The sequence below is a fragment of the Peterkaempfera griseoplana genome, from assembly GCF_001418575.1.
GTDB classification, from domain to species: Bacteria; Actinomycetota; Actinomycetes; order Streptomycetales; family Streptomycetaceae; genus Peterkaempfera; species Peterkaempfera griseoplana.
Window position 1 is genome coordinate 1 of the sequence record NZ_LIQR01000199.1, and the last position, 15232, is coordinate 15232.

The 15232-nt window shown below is 72.7% G+C and carries 14 protein-coding genes; 8 read left to right on the forward strand and 6 right to left on the reverse strand.

The window, feature by feature from the left end:
* Window positions 1-468: 468 nt before the first annotated feature.
* Window positions 469-1275 carry a dienelactone hydrolase family protein gene (locus AOK09_RS16090; protein WP_055587891.1) on the reverse strand — a complete coding sequence of 269 codons (807 nt, stop codon included), beginning with the start codon at window positions 1273-1275 and terminating at the stop codon, window positions 469-471.
* Between the two features lie 260 nt (window positions 1276-1535).
* The gene (locus AOK09_RS16095; RefSeq protein ID WP_079063106.1) at window positions 1536-2177 is read right to left on the reverse strand and encodes an NAD(P)-dependent oxidoreductase; all 642 of its coding nucleotides are present in this window, start codon (window positions 2175-2177) and stop codon (window positions 1536-1538) included.
* A gap of 96 nt (window positions 2178-2273) precedes the next feature.
* Between AOK09_RS16095 and AOK09_RS16100 the strand changes: the two genes are divergently transcribed.
* The 6 genes from AOK09_RS16100 to AOK09_RS16125 all read left to right on the forward strand — a co-directional run bounded on the left by AOK09_RS16100 (window position 2274) and on the right by AOK09_RS16125 (window position 8321).
* Entirely contained in the window at window positions 2274-2636 is a 363-nt protein-coding gene (locus tag AOK09_RS16100) for a winged helix-turn-helix transcriptional regulator (protein WP_055587892.1), read from the forward strand.
* Window positions 2637-2742: 106 nt separating this feature from the next.
* On the forward strand, window positions 2743-4290 hold the full coding sequence (locus AOK09_RS43195; protein ID WP_063795974.1) for a helix-turn-helix domain-containing protein: 1548 nt from the start codon (window positions 2743-2745) through the stop codon (window positions 4288-4290).
* A gap of 345 nt (window positions 4291-4635) precedes the next feature.
* Window positions 4636-5031 carry a RidA family protein gene (locus AOK09_RS16110; protein ID WP_055587917.1) on the forward strand — a complete coding sequence of 132 codons (396 nt, stop codon included), beginning with the start codon at window positions 4636-4638 and terminating at the stop codon, window positions 5029-5031.
* Between the two features lie 169 nt (window positions 5032-5200).
* Window positions 5201-5509 carry a DUF7677 family protein gene (locus AOK09_RS16115; RefSeq protein ID WP_245687316.1) on the forward strand — a complete coding sequence of 103 codons (309 nt, stop codon included), beginning with the start codon at window positions 5201-5203 and terminating at the stop codon, window positions 5507-5509.
* A 599-nt stretch (window positions 5510-6108) separates the two neighbouring features.
* Complete coding sequence (locus tag AOK09_RS16120) at window positions 6109-7020, forward strand: YceI family protein (protein ID WP_055587893.1); 912 nt, start codon at window positions 6109-6111, stop codon at window positions 7018-7020.
* Between the two features lie 173 nt (window positions 7021-7193).
* Complete coding sequence (locus AOK09_RS16125) at window positions 7194-8321, forward strand: NADH:flavin oxidoreductase (protein ID WP_245687319.1); 1128 nt, start codon at window positions 7194-7196, stop codon at window positions 8319-8321.
* Between the two features lie 30 nt (window positions 8322-8351).
* Here AOK09_RS16125 and AOK09_RS16130 read toward each other — a convergent pair whose 3' ends face one another.
* Window positions 8352-9191 (reverse strand): patatin-like phospholipase family protein, encoded by an 840-nt coding sequence (locus AOK09_RS16130; protein WP_055587895.1) that lies wholly within the window; start codon window positions 9189-9191, stop codon window positions 8352-8354.
* A gap of 144 nt (window positions 9192-9335) precedes the next feature.
* On the opposite strand from AOK09_RS16130, the gene AOK09_RS16135 reads away from it, so the two are divergent.
* Window positions 9336-9995 carry a TetR/AcrR family transcriptional regulator gene (locus tag AOK09_RS16135; protein WP_055587896.1) on the forward strand — a complete coding sequence of 220 codons (660 nt, stop codon included), beginning with the start codon at window positions 9336-9338 and terminating at the stop codon, window positions 9993-9995.
* A gap of 1055 nt (window positions 9996-11050) precedes the next feature.
* A complete protein-coding gene (locus AOK09_RS16140) occupies window positions 11051-11356 on the forward strand; it encodes a LuxR C-terminal-related transcriptional regulator (protein WP_055587897.1) in 306 nt (101 codons plus the stop codon).
* A 200-nt stretch (window positions 11357-11556) separates the two neighbouring features.
* On the opposite strand, the gene AOK09_RS16145 is transcribed toward AOK09_RS16140, so the two are convergent.
* The 3 genes from AOK09_RS16145 to AOK09_RS16155 are packed head-to-tail and all read right to left on the reverse strand — an operon-like array spanning window position 11557 to window position 15107.
* Complete coding sequence (locus tag AOK09_RS16145) at window positions 11557-12426, reverse strand: geranyl diphosphate 2-C-methyltransferase (RefSeq protein WP_055587898.1); 870 nt, start codon at window positions 12424-12426, stop codon at window positions 11557-11559.
* A gap of 60 nt (window positions 12427-12486) precedes the next feature.
* Window positions 12487-13665, reverse strand: coding sequence for a family 2 encapsulin nanocompartment cargo protein terpene cyclase (locus AOK09_RS16150; RefSeq protein WP_245687317.1), 1179 nt, complete (start codon window positions 13663-13665; stop codon window positions 12487-12489).
* Window positions 13662-15107 (reverse strand): family 2B encapsulin nanocompartment shell protein, encoded by a 1446-nt coding sequence (locus AOK09_RS16155; protein ID WP_055587899.1) that lies wholly within the window; start codon window positions 15105-15107, stop codon window positions 13662-13664. The genes AOK09_RS16150 and AOK09_RS16155 overlap by 4 nt, the downstream gene beginning before the upstream one ends.
* Between the last annotated feature and the right edge of the window lie 125 nt (window positions 15108-15232).

The window sequence follows — 15232 nt, forward strand, 5'->3', positions numbered from 1 at the left end:
CGGCGGAACGCCGGGCGCTGAGCGGCGGCGCCGTGCGCCGGGGCCCTGGTGACCCCACCGGCCGGGAGCGGCACCGGGCGGAGGTGGTCCACCCGGGTTCCTCGCGGCCGCCGGGCCAGGCACGTCCTGGTGAGGCGGTCGCGGGGAGATCCTGGCCGGGGGCGACCCGGGCCATGACGCCCATGTCGCCAGGCCCTCACCGGCGACCGGGGTGCGCGGCGTCGTCACCTGCCTCGACGGGCCGTCAGCGACGCCCGCGCGACGCCCGCGCGACGCCCGCGCGACGCCCGCGCGGCGCCTGCGGGGAGCGGGTCGGACACGGACGCTTGGCGCCCGGCCACGACAGTGCCGCCCTGTACGAACGGGTGGCCCGCACCGGAACGGTGCGGGCCACCCGGCCAAGCGGCAGTCGCCGACCTCCTGAGGGTGCGTCGGGCCCGTCACGGGCGGCCCGCGCCGCGCACCGCGTCAGGGACGCAGCCGGCGGTTGAGGAACGCCACGACCTCCTCGCGGGCCCGGTACGCCGGGTGGCCCTCCACCTCGCGGACCTCACGGGTCAGGACCGAGTGCGCGCTGCGGCCGAACCCTGTGCTGTTGCCCGGGGAGGAGTCGAGCTCGATGCACTCGAAGGCACTCCCCAGCCGCTCGCGAAGGGCTGTGAAGCGCTCGGCCGGGGCCAGCCGGTCCTCACTGAAGCGCAGACCCAGTACGCACAGCCCGGCGTTCTTGGTCCGGTCGGTGATCTGCTCCAGCTCGTCGGGGGAGAGGCCCGGGTCCGCACGGTGGGCGGCGGTCAGGGGCAGCGGGACCGACGGCTGACTCAGCACCGGGGCGAGGACCACCTCGTCCACGGCGGCGGCCAGGGCGAACCCGCCCGTGAAGCACATGCCGATGACGCCCACCCCCGGGGCCGGGGTGCGGGCGGCCAGATCCCGCGCCAGTGCGCGCAGATAGTCGGCGACGGGCCGGGAGGAGCGCAGCGCCAGCGCCCGGAACTCCGCCGAGACGCACACCCGGGCGAAGACCAGCAGCGTGTGGGCCGTCGTGTCGCGCCGGCCGGGACTCCCGAAGAGCGAGGGGATCACCACGGTGAAGCCCTCGGAGACCAGGTGCTCGCCCAGCCCCAGCACCTCGGGGGTGACCCCGGGAATCTCCGGGACGAGCACCACCCCGGGCCCCTCGCCCTTCTCGAAGCAGTCATGGGTGAGACCGGCGAAGCTGAAGGCGGTGCTTCGCCAGCCGGTGAGATCGGCCACCGGCGCGGTGTCGGCCATGGTCCCTGCCTCGGGTGAGCGTCTGGTGCGGACGGGCCGCCTGGAACGGTGCTGAGCTGCTGCCCGGCCTGGCCGCCTGCGACGGTGGGGCCGGGCCTCCGTACGGGGCCTCAGAACGTCTGATGGCCCATCAGAGTCACCCTATCGGGAGGGGTTCCAGCCGTCGCAGGCAGCCTCGGTACGGCGTTTGCGACCGGTGACGGAGCCCCCGGAGGGACACGTGTGTCTTCCGGCGGGGCCCCTCGCCGCCCGGTCTCCCCTCAGTGCGAGACCGCCCACTGCACCCCGTGGTGCCGCGGCGTCTCGATCTCGTCCAGCAGTGCCACCGCCAGGTCCGCATGCGATATGCGTCCCTGCCCGACCACCTCGCCGACCGCACTCCGGTAGTGCCCGGTGTCCTCGGCCCCGGCGTCCAGGTCCAGCGGCGGGACCACCATCAGCCAGTCGAGCTCGGCGGCCGTGGCCCGCAGCAGCTCGAACTCGGCGACATGCCCCTGGGAGAACAACCGGTACTCCTCCGGGAATTGGGGATCGTCCATCATCCTCACGCCCGGCGACGTCTCCAGCGTCGTCGCGACGCCCAGGACCAGGAGCCGTCGCACCCCCGCTCGCCCGAGGCCGTCGACCAGTGCCCGCGCGGTCGCGGTGAAGTACTGCTCGGCCGGCACGTCCAGCCGCACCGAGGCGTTCACGGCCGCGTCGTGCCCCGCCGCGACCACCGCCACCGACCCGGCGTCCGTCGCGTCGCCGCGCACCGCCGTCACCCCCTCCTGGGCGCCGAGTTCCGCATACCTGTCCGGGTCCCGCACCACCGCCGTCACCGTGTGCCCGCGCCGTACGGCCTCGGCCACCGCCGCGCGTCCCACACGTCCGCCGGCGCCGAAGATCACGATCTTCTTCATGGTTCCTCCCTGAACTCCCCGTCGGGGCCTGTCGACTGAGGACAGTAGGAGGGAGGTGCCCGGTTACTGCAACGGAACCGGCGCTATCGTCGAGGGATGACAGCGCCCCTGGACGCCGGCGTGTTCGACCTTCGCTGCAGCCACCGCATGCCCATCCGGGTGGGCGACAAGTGGAGCGGCCTGATCCTGCGCTGCCTCGAGGACGGCGGCCGCCGGTTCGGCGAGGTGAAGGCGGCTCTCCGGGGGGTCGCCCCGAAGGTGCTGACGGAGACGCTGCGCGCGATGGAGCGCGACGGCTGGGTCACCCGGACCGCGTACGACGAGAACCCGCCCCGGGTCGAGTACGCCCTCACCGAACTGGGGCGTTCGCTGCTCGGTCCGCTGAATGCCGCCTGCGCCTGGGCGCGGGAGCACCTGGACGAGCTGCCGCACGCTCAGGAGCGGACACCCACCGCGTAGCGCAGGCGCTGCCCCACGACACCGCCGGACCGCCAGACGGCTCCGTCGTGTAGGAATGGAACGGACGGCCCGGGATCCGGGGCCGCGGGACACGGGAGGTCGGACCGTGGGCGCGCCGGGGTACGCCGAGGACCTCGACGAGCTGCTGCGTGTGGTGCGGCGGCAGGGGTCGCTCGGGGAGGTGCTGCGCTGGCTGGGGCAGCGGATCGGGGCGGAGGCCGCCTGGCTCGGCGGTTCGGGAACGGTCCGGGCCGCGACCCCGGGGTTCCCCGGCGCGGTGCTCGGTGCCCTGGACGGGCAGCTGGCACGTCTGGCCCAGGGGCGGCTGGCTGCCGCGACGGCGCAGGTCGGCGGGGTGGAGGTACGCCTCGAGGCGTTCGCCGGACGGGAGCCGCGGCCGGTGCTGGTGACGGTCAGCCCGGAGGAGCTGACGCGGGAGGCGGCGCAGCTGGCGTCGAGGACCGGGGGCCTGGTGGAGCTGCTGGGCAGGGCGTCGGAGGCCGACGGCAGCTCGCGCGGGTACGAGCAGAAGGCACGGCAGGTGCGGTTCGCGGTGCTGACCGCCCTGATGGCGGGGGACACCACCCTCGCCCGGCGGATGACCACTGGTGACGTGCCGCCGCTGCTCTCCGCCGAGAAGGCACGGGTGTACCTGCTGCACTGCCCTCCGGCCGACCGGGACCGGCTGGTCCGCGCCTACCAGGACCCCTCCGGCTACCACGGCCCGGACCTGATGGTCCACTGCCCGGCCTTCGACGAGCATCTGATCTGCCCGGTCGCCGAGGACTCCGGCGCGGGCGGGCAGCTCGGCCGCGGCGCGGTGCTGCGGCGTCTGGTCAGGGAGAACGCCGCGTACGCACTGGGCGTCAGCAGGCCGTACCCGCTCGACGCCACCGCCAGGGCCTACGGTGAGGCCCTGCACGCCCTGGCCGTCGCCCGCAACTCCCCGCAGCGACTGGCGTCCTACCGCGGCCAGCCCTCACTGGTGCACCTGCTGCCCGGCCGGGCCGCCCTCGCCTGGGCACGCGCCTATGTGGAGCCGCTGGACACCGTCCCGAGGCTCACCCGCGACATCACACGGCTGGCTGTGACCTTCCCGCGCTCCGCGGTCGCGCGTCTGCTGCAGATCAGCCGCAACACCGTGGCCGCGCACTGCCGACGGGCGGAGGCCGCCCTGGGAGTGGACCTCGGTGAGGTCCGGGTCCGCGCGGCGCTCGACCTGGCGCTGTCGCTGGTCGGTGCGCACAGCGGCTCCCTGGTCCCCGCAGACGACCCCGGGGATCCGGGGGACGCCGGGAAGGCCGTGCCCACCCTGGAGGAGCTGCTCCGCACCCGGCCCGCGAGGGAATGGGCGGAACTGCTGCTCAAGCCGCTCCGAGACGACGAGCGCCAGCAGCTGTACCTCACCGTGCGGGCCTGGATCGAGGCAGGCGCGGACGCCCAGCGGACCGCCGGACAGCTGGGCCTGAGCCGCAACACCGTCCGGGCGCACCTGCGAGCGGTCGAAGGCCTGCTCCAGCGGGACCTCCTGACGACCGGTTCGGGCATCCACGACCTCGTCCACGCGGTGCGGGCGGTGACTGGGCACCGTGCACAGCCGGACGCCGAAGCTGAGCAGCGTGCACGGTGGCCCGGGCGGTACGCCGGCTTCTAGCGTTCTTCCTGGCAGGCACGGGGGAGCTGCCGTAGCAGGCCCGATGCCGAGGAGCCGCGCCGGTGGCTCCCCGGCGTCGGCCGCCACCCCGCGCCGGGAACCCGCCGGGACGCCACGGTACGGCCCGTCCACGGCCGATGCCGCCCGCCTCCCTGCCCGCCTCTCCCCTCGGGCTGGGTTGCCCCTGAACCGCAGTTCCCCATGAGCCCCGTCTCCCGACCTCTCGTCGGGGCGGGGCTTTTTGTCCTGCCTTGCCGAAGGCTGAGCGATGTCAGCGAAGCTTGACTGCAGCAGAACCCAGCCTTCATCGTGGCGGCTTGCGGCTCACTGAACGGAGATGTGACGATGCGGCACTTTGTACGACCTGAGGGCGCTCCACCGACGAACGGCTACAGCCATGCGGTGGCATTCACGGGCGCGGTCGTGGCGGTCTCGGGCCAGGTCCCGGTGGACCACGAAGGCCGACTGGTGGGCGAGGGGAACGCCGAGGCCCAGATACGCCAGGTATACGCGAACCTGGCCACTGCCCTCGCGGCAGCGGGCTCGTCCCTCGACCATGTGATCAAACTGACGGTCTACCTCACCGATCTGCAGGATCTGCCGGCATTCCGCCGCGTACGAGACGAGCACCAGAACCCTGAGCGTCCCCCCGCCTGCTCCCTTGTCCAGGTCGGCGGGTTGGTGCACCCCGCGTTCCGCGTCGAGATCGACGCGTGGGCTGCAGTACCCGCCAGCGCGTGAGAGACGGGGTACCTACCGCCGATGCGACCGCCAGAGAGCATGCGGGTGGCTGCGGAGCCCACTGCGGGACGGAGAGACGGCTGGGATACGGCACCTTGGATCATCCCGGCTCCTCGGCGCGAGGCGAGCGTTTGACGCCATGCCAGGACCCGGACCTAGGGTTGAACGCATGTCGTCGCATCTCAGCTCCGGCGCATCGGGAGCGATCCGGCGCTTTGCCGGGTGGGTCGCTCGCGGCTCAGTAGGGCACCCCTTGCTGCAGGGCATCAACTACTGGGACGAGCTTGAGGACTCACCCAGCCAGATGGAGACGTGCTTCGCCATCTTCGTCAACGTCCTCGAACTTGACGAACATGGAGAGCCCATCAACGAAAAGTACGCGGAGCGACGCGCTGCCACGTTTCTCCACCGCTACTGCACCGGCCAGCTCCCACCTGGCGAGCCGGAGCTGGAGCCCTGGGAGTGCGCGCTTCACTGACTGAGCGACTGGCTCTGCCGATCCGATGACCAATCCCTCTGAGGGCCTGTCCCTGGCCGCTGTCGCCCCGATCGTCGAGACCCGCATCCTTGTGGACACCATCCAGATCTTCCGCCCCGGCCCAGAGGTGCTGAACCCGGACACCGGCGAGTACGAGCCCGGACCTGACGTGATCGTCTGCGAGGGCGCGGGCGCCGTGTTCGGAGCCGGCGGGCCCGGCCCGGTCCTGTCCTGTCCCTGGAAGGGCAGGCGTGCGCGGACGACACCCGGAACCGCTACCGGGTGCTCACCACCCCGCTGGACGCCCCGCTGGCCTCCCGCGACGACCATGTGCGGGCTCTTCCCCCGCGGTACCGGCGGGTGCACAGGGCGGTCCGTACGGCACCGCTCCGCCGGTCGGGGTGCGGGATTCACTCGCAGGATCGCCGCACAACGTGCGTTGTCGTGAAGATTCTCCCACGCATCGATCACCCCCCTGAAGAAAAACAGCACGTCAGAGGGGATATTCTGCCTACTGACGAATTCGGGTCGGCCAAAGGGAGCCGGCCTGTGGGCAACAACGGGATCCCCTCTGGGTGGTCCGGCGAAGGAGGATGGCGATGCCTCTCGGGCTGCTCCGGGGCAGGCGTTCACGGACGAGCGGGACCGGCGCCCCGCTGCTGCCGGCGCCGCCCCGCGGGTCGGGCGTCATCAGCTGCGAAGTGCTGGATCCGATGGGCACCGCACTGCGCGGTGCGGAGATCACCGTCTACGAGGCGCTGACCCGTGCCCCGATCGTGACGGCCACCAGCGACCCCTTCGGACGGTTCGTCGCCACGCTGCCACCCGGTCAGTACCAGCTGGTGGTGAGCGCGGACAGCCTGGAATCGGTCCGCTCGGAGGTCACCGTCGCCTCCGGCGAACGCGTCCACGCCGGGCCGGTGCAGCTGATGCCCTCCCCGCTCAAGGAGCTGCCGGTCGCCGGGGCCTGGGTCTTCGACCCGCCGCACACCGCCATCCGCTTCATCGCGCAGCACGTGGGCATGGCCCATGTGCACGGCCGGTTCACCAGCTTCAAGGGCGGGATCCGCATCGGGGAGCGGATGGAGGACTCGCACATCGAGATCACCATCGACGCGGCCTCCATCACCACCGGCAACCGGACCCGCGACACCCATCTGCGGTCGGCCGACTTCCTGGACGTCAAGCGCTACCCGTACCTGCACTTCAGCAGTGACCGCCTGATCCACCGCCACGGCGCCAAGTGGACCGTGCAGGGCGCGCTCACCATGCACGGCATCAGCCGCTCCGTCCAGCTGGACACCAACTACCTGGGCATGGTCAACGGCGGGTACGGCGAGGAGCTGCGCTGTGCGGCCCTGGCCACCGGTGAGCTCCACCGCGAGGACTTCACCCTCAACTGGCGCTCCATGCTGGCCCGCGGCATCGCCGTCGTGGGCCCCCGGATCAAGCTGGAGCTGGATGTCCAGGCCATGCTCAAGGGTCCGGGGATGCCGACACCCCCGGAGTGATGACCCGCCAGGCCGTCCGTGTGCGGCGGCCGGATGCCTGCGGGGGTCCCGCCACCGCCCGCGGACGGCCGTGTGAGCCGGACAACAGGGCCGGGGCGGAAGATCCGCTCCGGTCGTGGTGTTGCCGCTGGCGGGCCGCGCCCGAGGAGGGCGGCCCCCGTCGGAAGAGGAGCATCAGCGTGCAGTCCAGGAACACCGCCGACCGTGCCGCGCAGACGCTGTTCCGCCCGTTCTCGGTGGGCAGCCTGACCGTCCCGAACCGCATCGTCATGGCGCCCATGACCCGCGAGTTCTCACCCGGCGGTGTGCCCGGCGCCGATGTCGCGGAGTACTACGCGCGCCGCGCCGCGGGCGGCACCGGACTGATCGTCACCGAGGGAACCTATGTCGACCACCCGTCGGCGGGCCTGAGCGACCGCGTGCCGCGTTTCCACGGTGAGGAGTCCCTGGCCGGCTGGGCCGCGGTGGCCGAGGCCGTCCACCGCGAGGGCGGGCGGATCATCCCGCAGCTGTGGCATGTGGGCATGGCCAGGACCGCGGGCGCGCCGCCGTTCCCCGACGCCCCGGCGGTGGGCCCCTCCGGCATCGGGCTGGACGGCGCCGCGTCGGGCCGCGCCCTGACGCTGGGCGATCTGGACGACATCGTCGCGGCCTTCGCCACCGCGGCGGCCGCCGCGGTGCGCGCCGGCTTCGACGGGATCGAACTGCACGGCGCCCACGGATACCTCATCGACCAGTTCCTGTGGGAGGGCACCAACCGCCGCACCGACTCCTACGGGGGCGACCCGGTCGCCCGTACCCGGTTCGCGGCCGAGATCGTGGCCGCCTGCCGCGGCGCGGTCCCGGCCGACTTCCCGATCGTCTTCCGCACCTCCCAGTGGAAGATGGGCAACTACGACGCGCGCCTGGCCTCCACACCCGAGGAGCTGGAGGCGATCCTCACTCCGCTGGCCGTCGCGGGTGTGGACGTCTTCCACTCCTCCACGCGCCGCTACTGGCTGCCCGAGTTCGAGGGCTCCGACCTCAACCTGGCGGGCTGGACTCGGAAGCTCACCGGCAGGCCGGTCATCACCGTCGGATCGGTGGGCCTGGACAACGAGTTCATCGCGGCGTTCCGCGGCGAGCAGGCCGGGGTCTCGGACATCCGTCCGCTGCTGGACCGGCTGGAGCGCGACGAGTTCGACCTGGTGGCCGTCGGGCGCGCGCTGATCGCGGACCCGGAGTGGGCCGCGAAGATCCGCGACGGTCGCGCCGGGGAGCTCGTACCCTTCTCGCCCGCCTTCCTCCGCTCCCTGCGCTGATCCCGCACTCCCGGGCCGCCGCGCCGGGTGTCAGCCGTTCCAGACCTCGGCCACCGCGGCGGCCAGCGCGGTGGCCTGGGCGTGGCCCGCGCGGGCGGCGGCGGGCCGGCGTGCGTCGTCCACCATGTTGCGGCCCATCGCGCGGCGCGCGGCCCGGTCCGGGGTGAGGAGGGCGACGCCCGCCCCGTCCGCGGAGAGTTCGGCGGCCTGCTGCGCGGCGCTGGGGTGCGGCCCGACCGCGCGGGGGAGCGGTACGACCGCCAGCACCCGGCGGTACCCGCGTGCCAGCTGGAGGTTGGCCGTCGAGCGGCTGCCGCCGTCCATCCAGCGTCGGCCCGCGGCCTGGACGGGCGGCCATACGACGGGCACCGCGCAGCTGGCCGCCACTGCTTCGAGCAGCGTCACCCCGGAGTGCGAGTCGAACGCCTCGACCTGACCGGTCAGGGTGTCGACGGCGGCGATCCGCAGCTCCCGCGCGGGCCAGTCGTGTCTGCCGTCCAGGAGCACACCGACGGTCGAGAGGACGTCTGCCTCCGGGCCGGTACGGGCGCGCAGCGCCGCCCGGGCGAGGCGGGCCGTGGACCGCTGCGGGTCGCGGGAGCCGAGCGCGGCCCAGAGGTAGCGGGCCGTCCGCCCCGCCGTCACCGGCAGCCGGACCGCGTCGGCGCCGGAGAGCTGGCGCTCGTACAGCTCCCGGGCGGACACGCCGGACAGCAGTCGGGTTCCGAACACGGCTCCGGCGGAGCTGCCGATCACCACATCGGCACGGGCGGGGTCGACCCCGGAGTCGGTGAGCCCGGCGAGCACCCCGGCCAGCCAGGCCCCGCCCACCGGTCCGCCGCCGCCGAGCACGAGTGCGGTGTCAGCCACGTCTGCGCCTTCCGTGAGGGTCCGCGGGTGCCCGCGGACGTCCGCGGCCCCCTGGCAGCAGAAACGGGGATCAGTCCCCGGTTCTCTGCCGACGATAGCATTCGTACCGGGGAGTGCTCCCCGTTACGCTGACAAGACGGAGGCATGGTGGGCGAACCGCCGACGGTGCGCCGGCGCGATGCGCTGCGCAACCGGCAGCTGCTGGTGGAGGCGGCCCGAGAGGTCTTCGCCGAACAGGGCCTGGACGCCCCGCTCGACGAGATCGCCCGGCGGGCGGGCGTCGGCAACGCCACGCTCTACCGCCACTTCCCGGGCCGCGCCGCCCTCGTCGACGAGGTCTTCTCCGGTGCGCTCGCGGAGACCACGGCGGCCGGCGAGCGGGCGCGGACCGCCGAGGACGCGTGGACGGGTCTGACCGGGTATCTGCACACCGTCTTCGCGGGCCTGGCCGCGGACCGCGGTACCAACGACCTGATGACCACCGGCCTGGAGGGCGTCACCTCGCTGGAGGCCGTCCATGCGCACAACCGGGAGACCGTCGGCGGGCTGCTCCGCCGCGCCCGCCGGCAGGGCACCGTCCGCGCGGACGTCACCACCGAGGACCTGCTGTTCGCCCTGGCGGCGCTGGGCCGGGCGGTCCCGGCGCTCACCGCGGTCGCGCCGGAGGGCTGGCGGCGCCCGCTGGACCTGCTGCTCGACGGACTGCGCGCCGGCCCCACCGCGACGCCACTGCCCGCATCCGCCCTCACCGCGGGCCAGCTCGGTGAGGTGCTGCTCAACCTGGGTCGGCAGCGGCAGAGTTGATGCCCTGACGGGACGTCCGGACCGCGTCCGCCTCGGGCCGGCTGTCACATACGAGCCTCCGGCGGGACTCCATGCGGCTCCCCTGACAGGCCGACGGGAGCGCGCGAGTCATGCCCTTCACGCCCTGACCCCGACAGGTCTGCGGCCGGACGACAACGTGACGGTCGCGACCACCGACCTCGACACATACGCCGACGACGCACCGCGGCTCCTCGACCGCGCCCACATCACCAGTGCGGCGCCGGCCGGCCACAGCTACGGCGGGACGGTGATCGCCGCGGCCGCCGATCGCGCTGACGCCCGAGGAGAACGGGGGCGGCGTCCGGGCCCCTGTCAGTGGCAGGGGGCGAGGGCGTCCGACAGCTTCGCACGGTCGGCCCGCACGACCGGGGCGTCCATGTCGAGCGCCCCGGGGATGGACAACATCCGTGCCCTCGCGCGCCGTCCGGACGCGGTCAGTCTGCTCAGCCAGTCGACCGGCGGCCGCAACACCGAAAGTGTCTACTATCGCGACATCCTCGCCCCCGCGGGCCTCGCGGACGAACTGCGCGTCACGCTCAAGGCGGACGGGCACACATGGGGCCTCCTCGTGCTCTGCCGGGCGCCCGACGCCCGTCCGTTCAGCCCGGCGGAGAGACACAGGGCCGCCGCTGTCGGCGCATCCGGTGCCATCGCCCTGCGCCGGGCCCTGCTCCTCGCCGGAACGGACGACGCCGCGACCCCGGACGCCCCAGGACTCGTCGTCGCCGACCGGGACGGGCGTGTCCTGTCCTCAAGTCCGACGGCCGACTACTGGCTCGCCCGGATCACCGAGCACCACCGCTCCCCGCAGACACCCACCGCCTACGCCCTGTCCGCCGTCCTGAGCCGGGCCCGGCACGGCGAGCCGGGAGCCCCGGCGTCGGCCCGTGCCCGTGCGCTCAACGGCCGCTGGATCACCATGAACGCCTGGCAGCAGGGACCCCCCGGTGAAGAGATCACCTACGCGGCCATCACCCCGAGCCAGCCCACCGAACTGGCAGCCCTCGTCCTGGACAGCTACGGCCTCTCCCCCCGTGAGCGCGACGTCACGCAGCAGGTGCTCCACGGCCGGTTCGACGCACGAGATCTCCGCAGCCCTCCACATCACCGAGTACACGGTCCAGGACCATCTGCGGAAGATCTTCGACAAGACCGGGGTCCGCAGCCGGAGGGAACTCACCACGACTCTCTTCACCCGGCACTACCTGCCCTTCCTCGCGCATCCACCGCTGTCCACGGACGGCCGGCTCCTCACGAGCCCGGGCACCGGGGCAGCGGGCCCTGCCCAACGACCTGGAGTGCGGACGCCGTCCCGAGAGCCGTCCCTGTTCCGCGCGTGACGGGCGAGTTGCCCGGCGGCCGGGCCGGGGCCGGTGTACCGGGGCGGCGCGCAGGCCGGCACGTGGTGGGCGGGGCGGAAGGTCCGCTGCGGGGCCGCACCCGGAGTGCCCCGTTCCCCGGGTGCGGCCGCAGCGGATCCACCGCTCGCGGACCGTCCGGATGGGACGGGCCGCGGGCGGGTCGGTCAGCGAGGGGGTGCTCAGACCCGGTCGGCCACGATCAGCAGGTACTGGAAGCTGCCGTTCCGGTAGGCCGTCAGGAACGTGTCCTCGATGCCCGTGACCAGGTGCTCCGCCTGCTTGCGCAGTTCCCAGTACGGGATGGTGGCATCGGTCAGGTCCTGCACATGGACGGGTACGAGGCGGTTGGCGGCCATGGCCCGGAAGTAGGCCGACCGGGGGTGGATGTCGCAGATGTAGTGGGAGTTGATGAGGGAGACCTCGCGCGAGGCCCGTCCGTAGGTGTCGTTGTAGCAGCCGGTGACCGTCACATAGCGCCCGCCCCGGCGCAGCAGCCGGGCGTGCTCGGCGAACAGCAGGTCCAGTTCGACGTACATGGTGGACTCGTTGTTCCAGGACGCCGCGTACGCCCCGGTGCGGAAGCCGGTGTCGAGCATGTTGCGGTGGTGGTACCGCACCTTGTCGCTGATGCTCCGCTTACGGGCCTGTTCGTTGGCGAAGTCGGCCTGCTTGCGCGAGATGGTGACGCCGTCGGCGTGGCAGCCGTACCGCAGATGGGCCACGACGCTGCCGCCGCCGCGCCCGCAGCCGGCGTCGAAGACCCGGTCGGTGGGGGCGAGCGGCCCCAGGTGACCGGCGAGCAGGTCGGCCTGGGCCTGTTCCAGCCGGTGCAGCTCGGCGGTGATCCGCGTCCGGCGGCGGGCCGGGTCCGGCTCGTCGAGCACGGACCAGTCGGCCTCACCGATGCCGTAGTGGTGGTGGTAGAGGTCGTCGATCTTCCCGAGTTCGACGTTGACCGGGTTCTCCTCGGCGTTCCAGTAGTCCGCGACGCGGTTCTGGTACGTGGACTGGGTCGGCACCGGCGCTGTGGTGGTGTCGGCGGTCGTCAACGTTTGCTCCTCATGGTTGTACTGGTGAACTGGAACCGGAAGTGGTCGGGCAGCTGGGACCTACCAGTAGTTCGGCAGGTGGTAGCGGTGGGAGTTGGTGGCGTGCCACTCGTGGTTGCCGGCGACCCAGGCCGCGAGCCCCTCGGCGTAGCGCGCGACGACCGGGGAGGTGGCGGACAGCTCCGCGGACTCCTCCTCGAAGGCCTGCATGACGCGGTTGTGGACCTCGACCGCCCGCAGATAGGCGGTCCTGAGCCCGCACTTCTCCCTGGCCGCGATCACCTGGGGGAGATTGAGATGGGTGGGGTCGTGGGCCAGCTCCTTGGTGAAGGAGTACAGGTCGTTGACGATGGTGGTGGCGTTGCAGGCGAGTGCGGTGATCCGCTGGATCTCGGGCCGGGAGTAGACGGCCTCGGGCAGTTCGTAGCCGTCCACGGCGTCCACGATCGACAGACAGGGGCGGAAGTTGTTGAACTGCCGCATCACCAGGTACTCCCAGACCTCGGGCACATGTCCGGTCTCGGTCCAGGCGGCCTCGGCGAGGTACCCGAGGTGGAGACGGGCGATGTCGTGCACAAAGCGGGTCGACTGGCTGGGCGTGGCGAAGGCGGCGTAGTCCCTCAGCGCCAGGTGGTACGAGCGCAGCGGCCCGTCCGCCTGCATCCCGAGCCGCCACTGCTCCTCCAGCTCGGGGGTGCCGTGGTACGGGTCGATGGCCGACTGGGCCATGATCAGCCGGCCGCCCAGGCCGCGCGGCGAACCGCCCTTGCCCTCGTTCTCGCAGTAGCAGTCGTCGACCAGGTTCTCGGCCAGCAGCAGCTCACCGGCCACGGTGAGGCGTTCCAGGTCGGCCGCGCCCGGGTGCTGGAGTACGACGGCCCGGCCGACCTGGAACCCGGCGAAGTCCTCCAGCCAGGCCGGGGGGAACAGGTCGAACCGGCGGGCCCAGTCCTCCAGCCTGCGGTCGACCTCCCTGACCTTCCCGGGGTCGGCGGGTACCGCGGGCCGGTACCGCAGCCCGGGGACGGGCCCGCCGCGCCGGGCCGGGCGTACGGTGCGGGACAGGCTCGGCGGACCCGGCAGACGGCAGCGAGGGACGGAGGGGGCGCCGCCCGAGGACGCTCCGGGCACGGGTGCTCCGGCGGGTGCTCCGGCCGCAGGGACGCCGGCCGAGGGGGCGGCCCCGGCCGCGGCGGTGTCCGGCGGACCGGAGGGGACGGATCCGGTGGGTGCGCTCATTCGGCGGTCCGTCCGAGCTGGACGTTCTCCAGGATGCCCACGGCGTCGGGCACCAGGACGGCCATCGAGTAGTAGGCGGTGACCAGGTACTTGGTGATCGCACTCTCGTCGATGCCCATGAACCGTACGTTGAGCCCCGGTTGGTACTCCTCGGGGATACCCGTCTGGTGCAGGCCGACGACACCCTGGTCGGCCTCACCGGTGCGGAGCGCGATGATGCTGCTGGTGTGCTGCGCGCTGACCGGGATCTTGCCGCAGGGGAGGATCGGCACCCCCCGCCAGGCGGGCACCTGGTGTCCGTCCAGATCCGTGCCGGCGGGCATCAGGCCGCGCCGGTTGCACTGCCGGAAGAAGGCGGCGATGGCTTTGGGATGGGCGAGGAAGAACCGGGTCTTGCGCCGCATGGACAGCAGCTCGTCGAGGTCGTCGGGGGTCGGCGGCCCGGTGAGGCTGCTGATCCGCTGCCCGTAGTCCGCACTGTGCAGCAGTCCGAACTCCCGGTTGTTGACCAGCTCCCACTCCTGGCGCTCGCGGATCCCCTCGATGGTCAGACGGAGCTGCTGCTCGGTCTGGTCCATGGGGTCGTTGTAGAGGTCGGCGACCCTGGTGTGGACGCGCAGGACGGTCTGGGTGAGGGACAGCTCGTACTCGCGCGGGGTGAGGTCGTAGTCGACGAACCCGCCGTCGATGGTCGGCTCGCCCACATGCCCGGCCTGGACGGGGAGGTCGGCCTCGCCCTTGCGGTTGACGGGCCTGCTCTGCTGCACCGCGTAGGCGTCCAGATGGGCGGCGAGGGACGGGGTGCGTCCGACGAGGTCCAGGAGGGCGGCCCAGGGGAGTGCCAGCACGACCCCGGCGGTGTCGGCGCGCACCGAGCTGAGCCACAGCGGGTCGGTCCGGCCGATGGCCTCGTCCCCCAGCTGGTCGCCGTCGGTCACCGTCCCCAGGATCGCCTCCTCGCCGTACCGGCCCGCCGTGTGGCGGGTGAAGCGGCCGTGGACGACCAGATACGCCTCGGTGACCGGCTGGCCCGCCTCGAAGAGCACCTCGCCGGGGCGCATCTCCCGCACCTGGAACCGGGAGGAGAGCTCCCGCAGCACACCGGTGTCGGAGTAGCCGCGCAGGGCCGGCAGCTCGGTCAACGTCTCGGGGATGACCCTGATGTCGTCGGAGCCGTTGTGCTCGAACTGGACCCGCCCCCGTCCGACCCGCAGCTGGAGGCGCCGGTTGACGCGGTAGGTGCCGCCCCTGACGTCCACCCAGGGCAGCATCCTGAGCAGCCACCGCGAGGTGATGCCCTGCATCTGCGGTTCGGACTTGGTGGTGGTGGCGAGCTGGCGCGCCGCCCGGGTGCCGATGCTGGTGAGCTGCCCGCCGGACGCCGCGGGCGTGGCGTCGGGTGCGGGCTCGGCGGATCCGTCGACGCTGTCAGGGACAGGCACATTCCCTCCCGGTTCGGAACTGGTGCACGAATGGATGCAGACGTGTGCGGGGGAGCACGGAGAAGACGTGCCGGTGCTGCCGGCCGGGGCGAAGAAAATTGTTACGAATCCGGGGCGACCGCGTC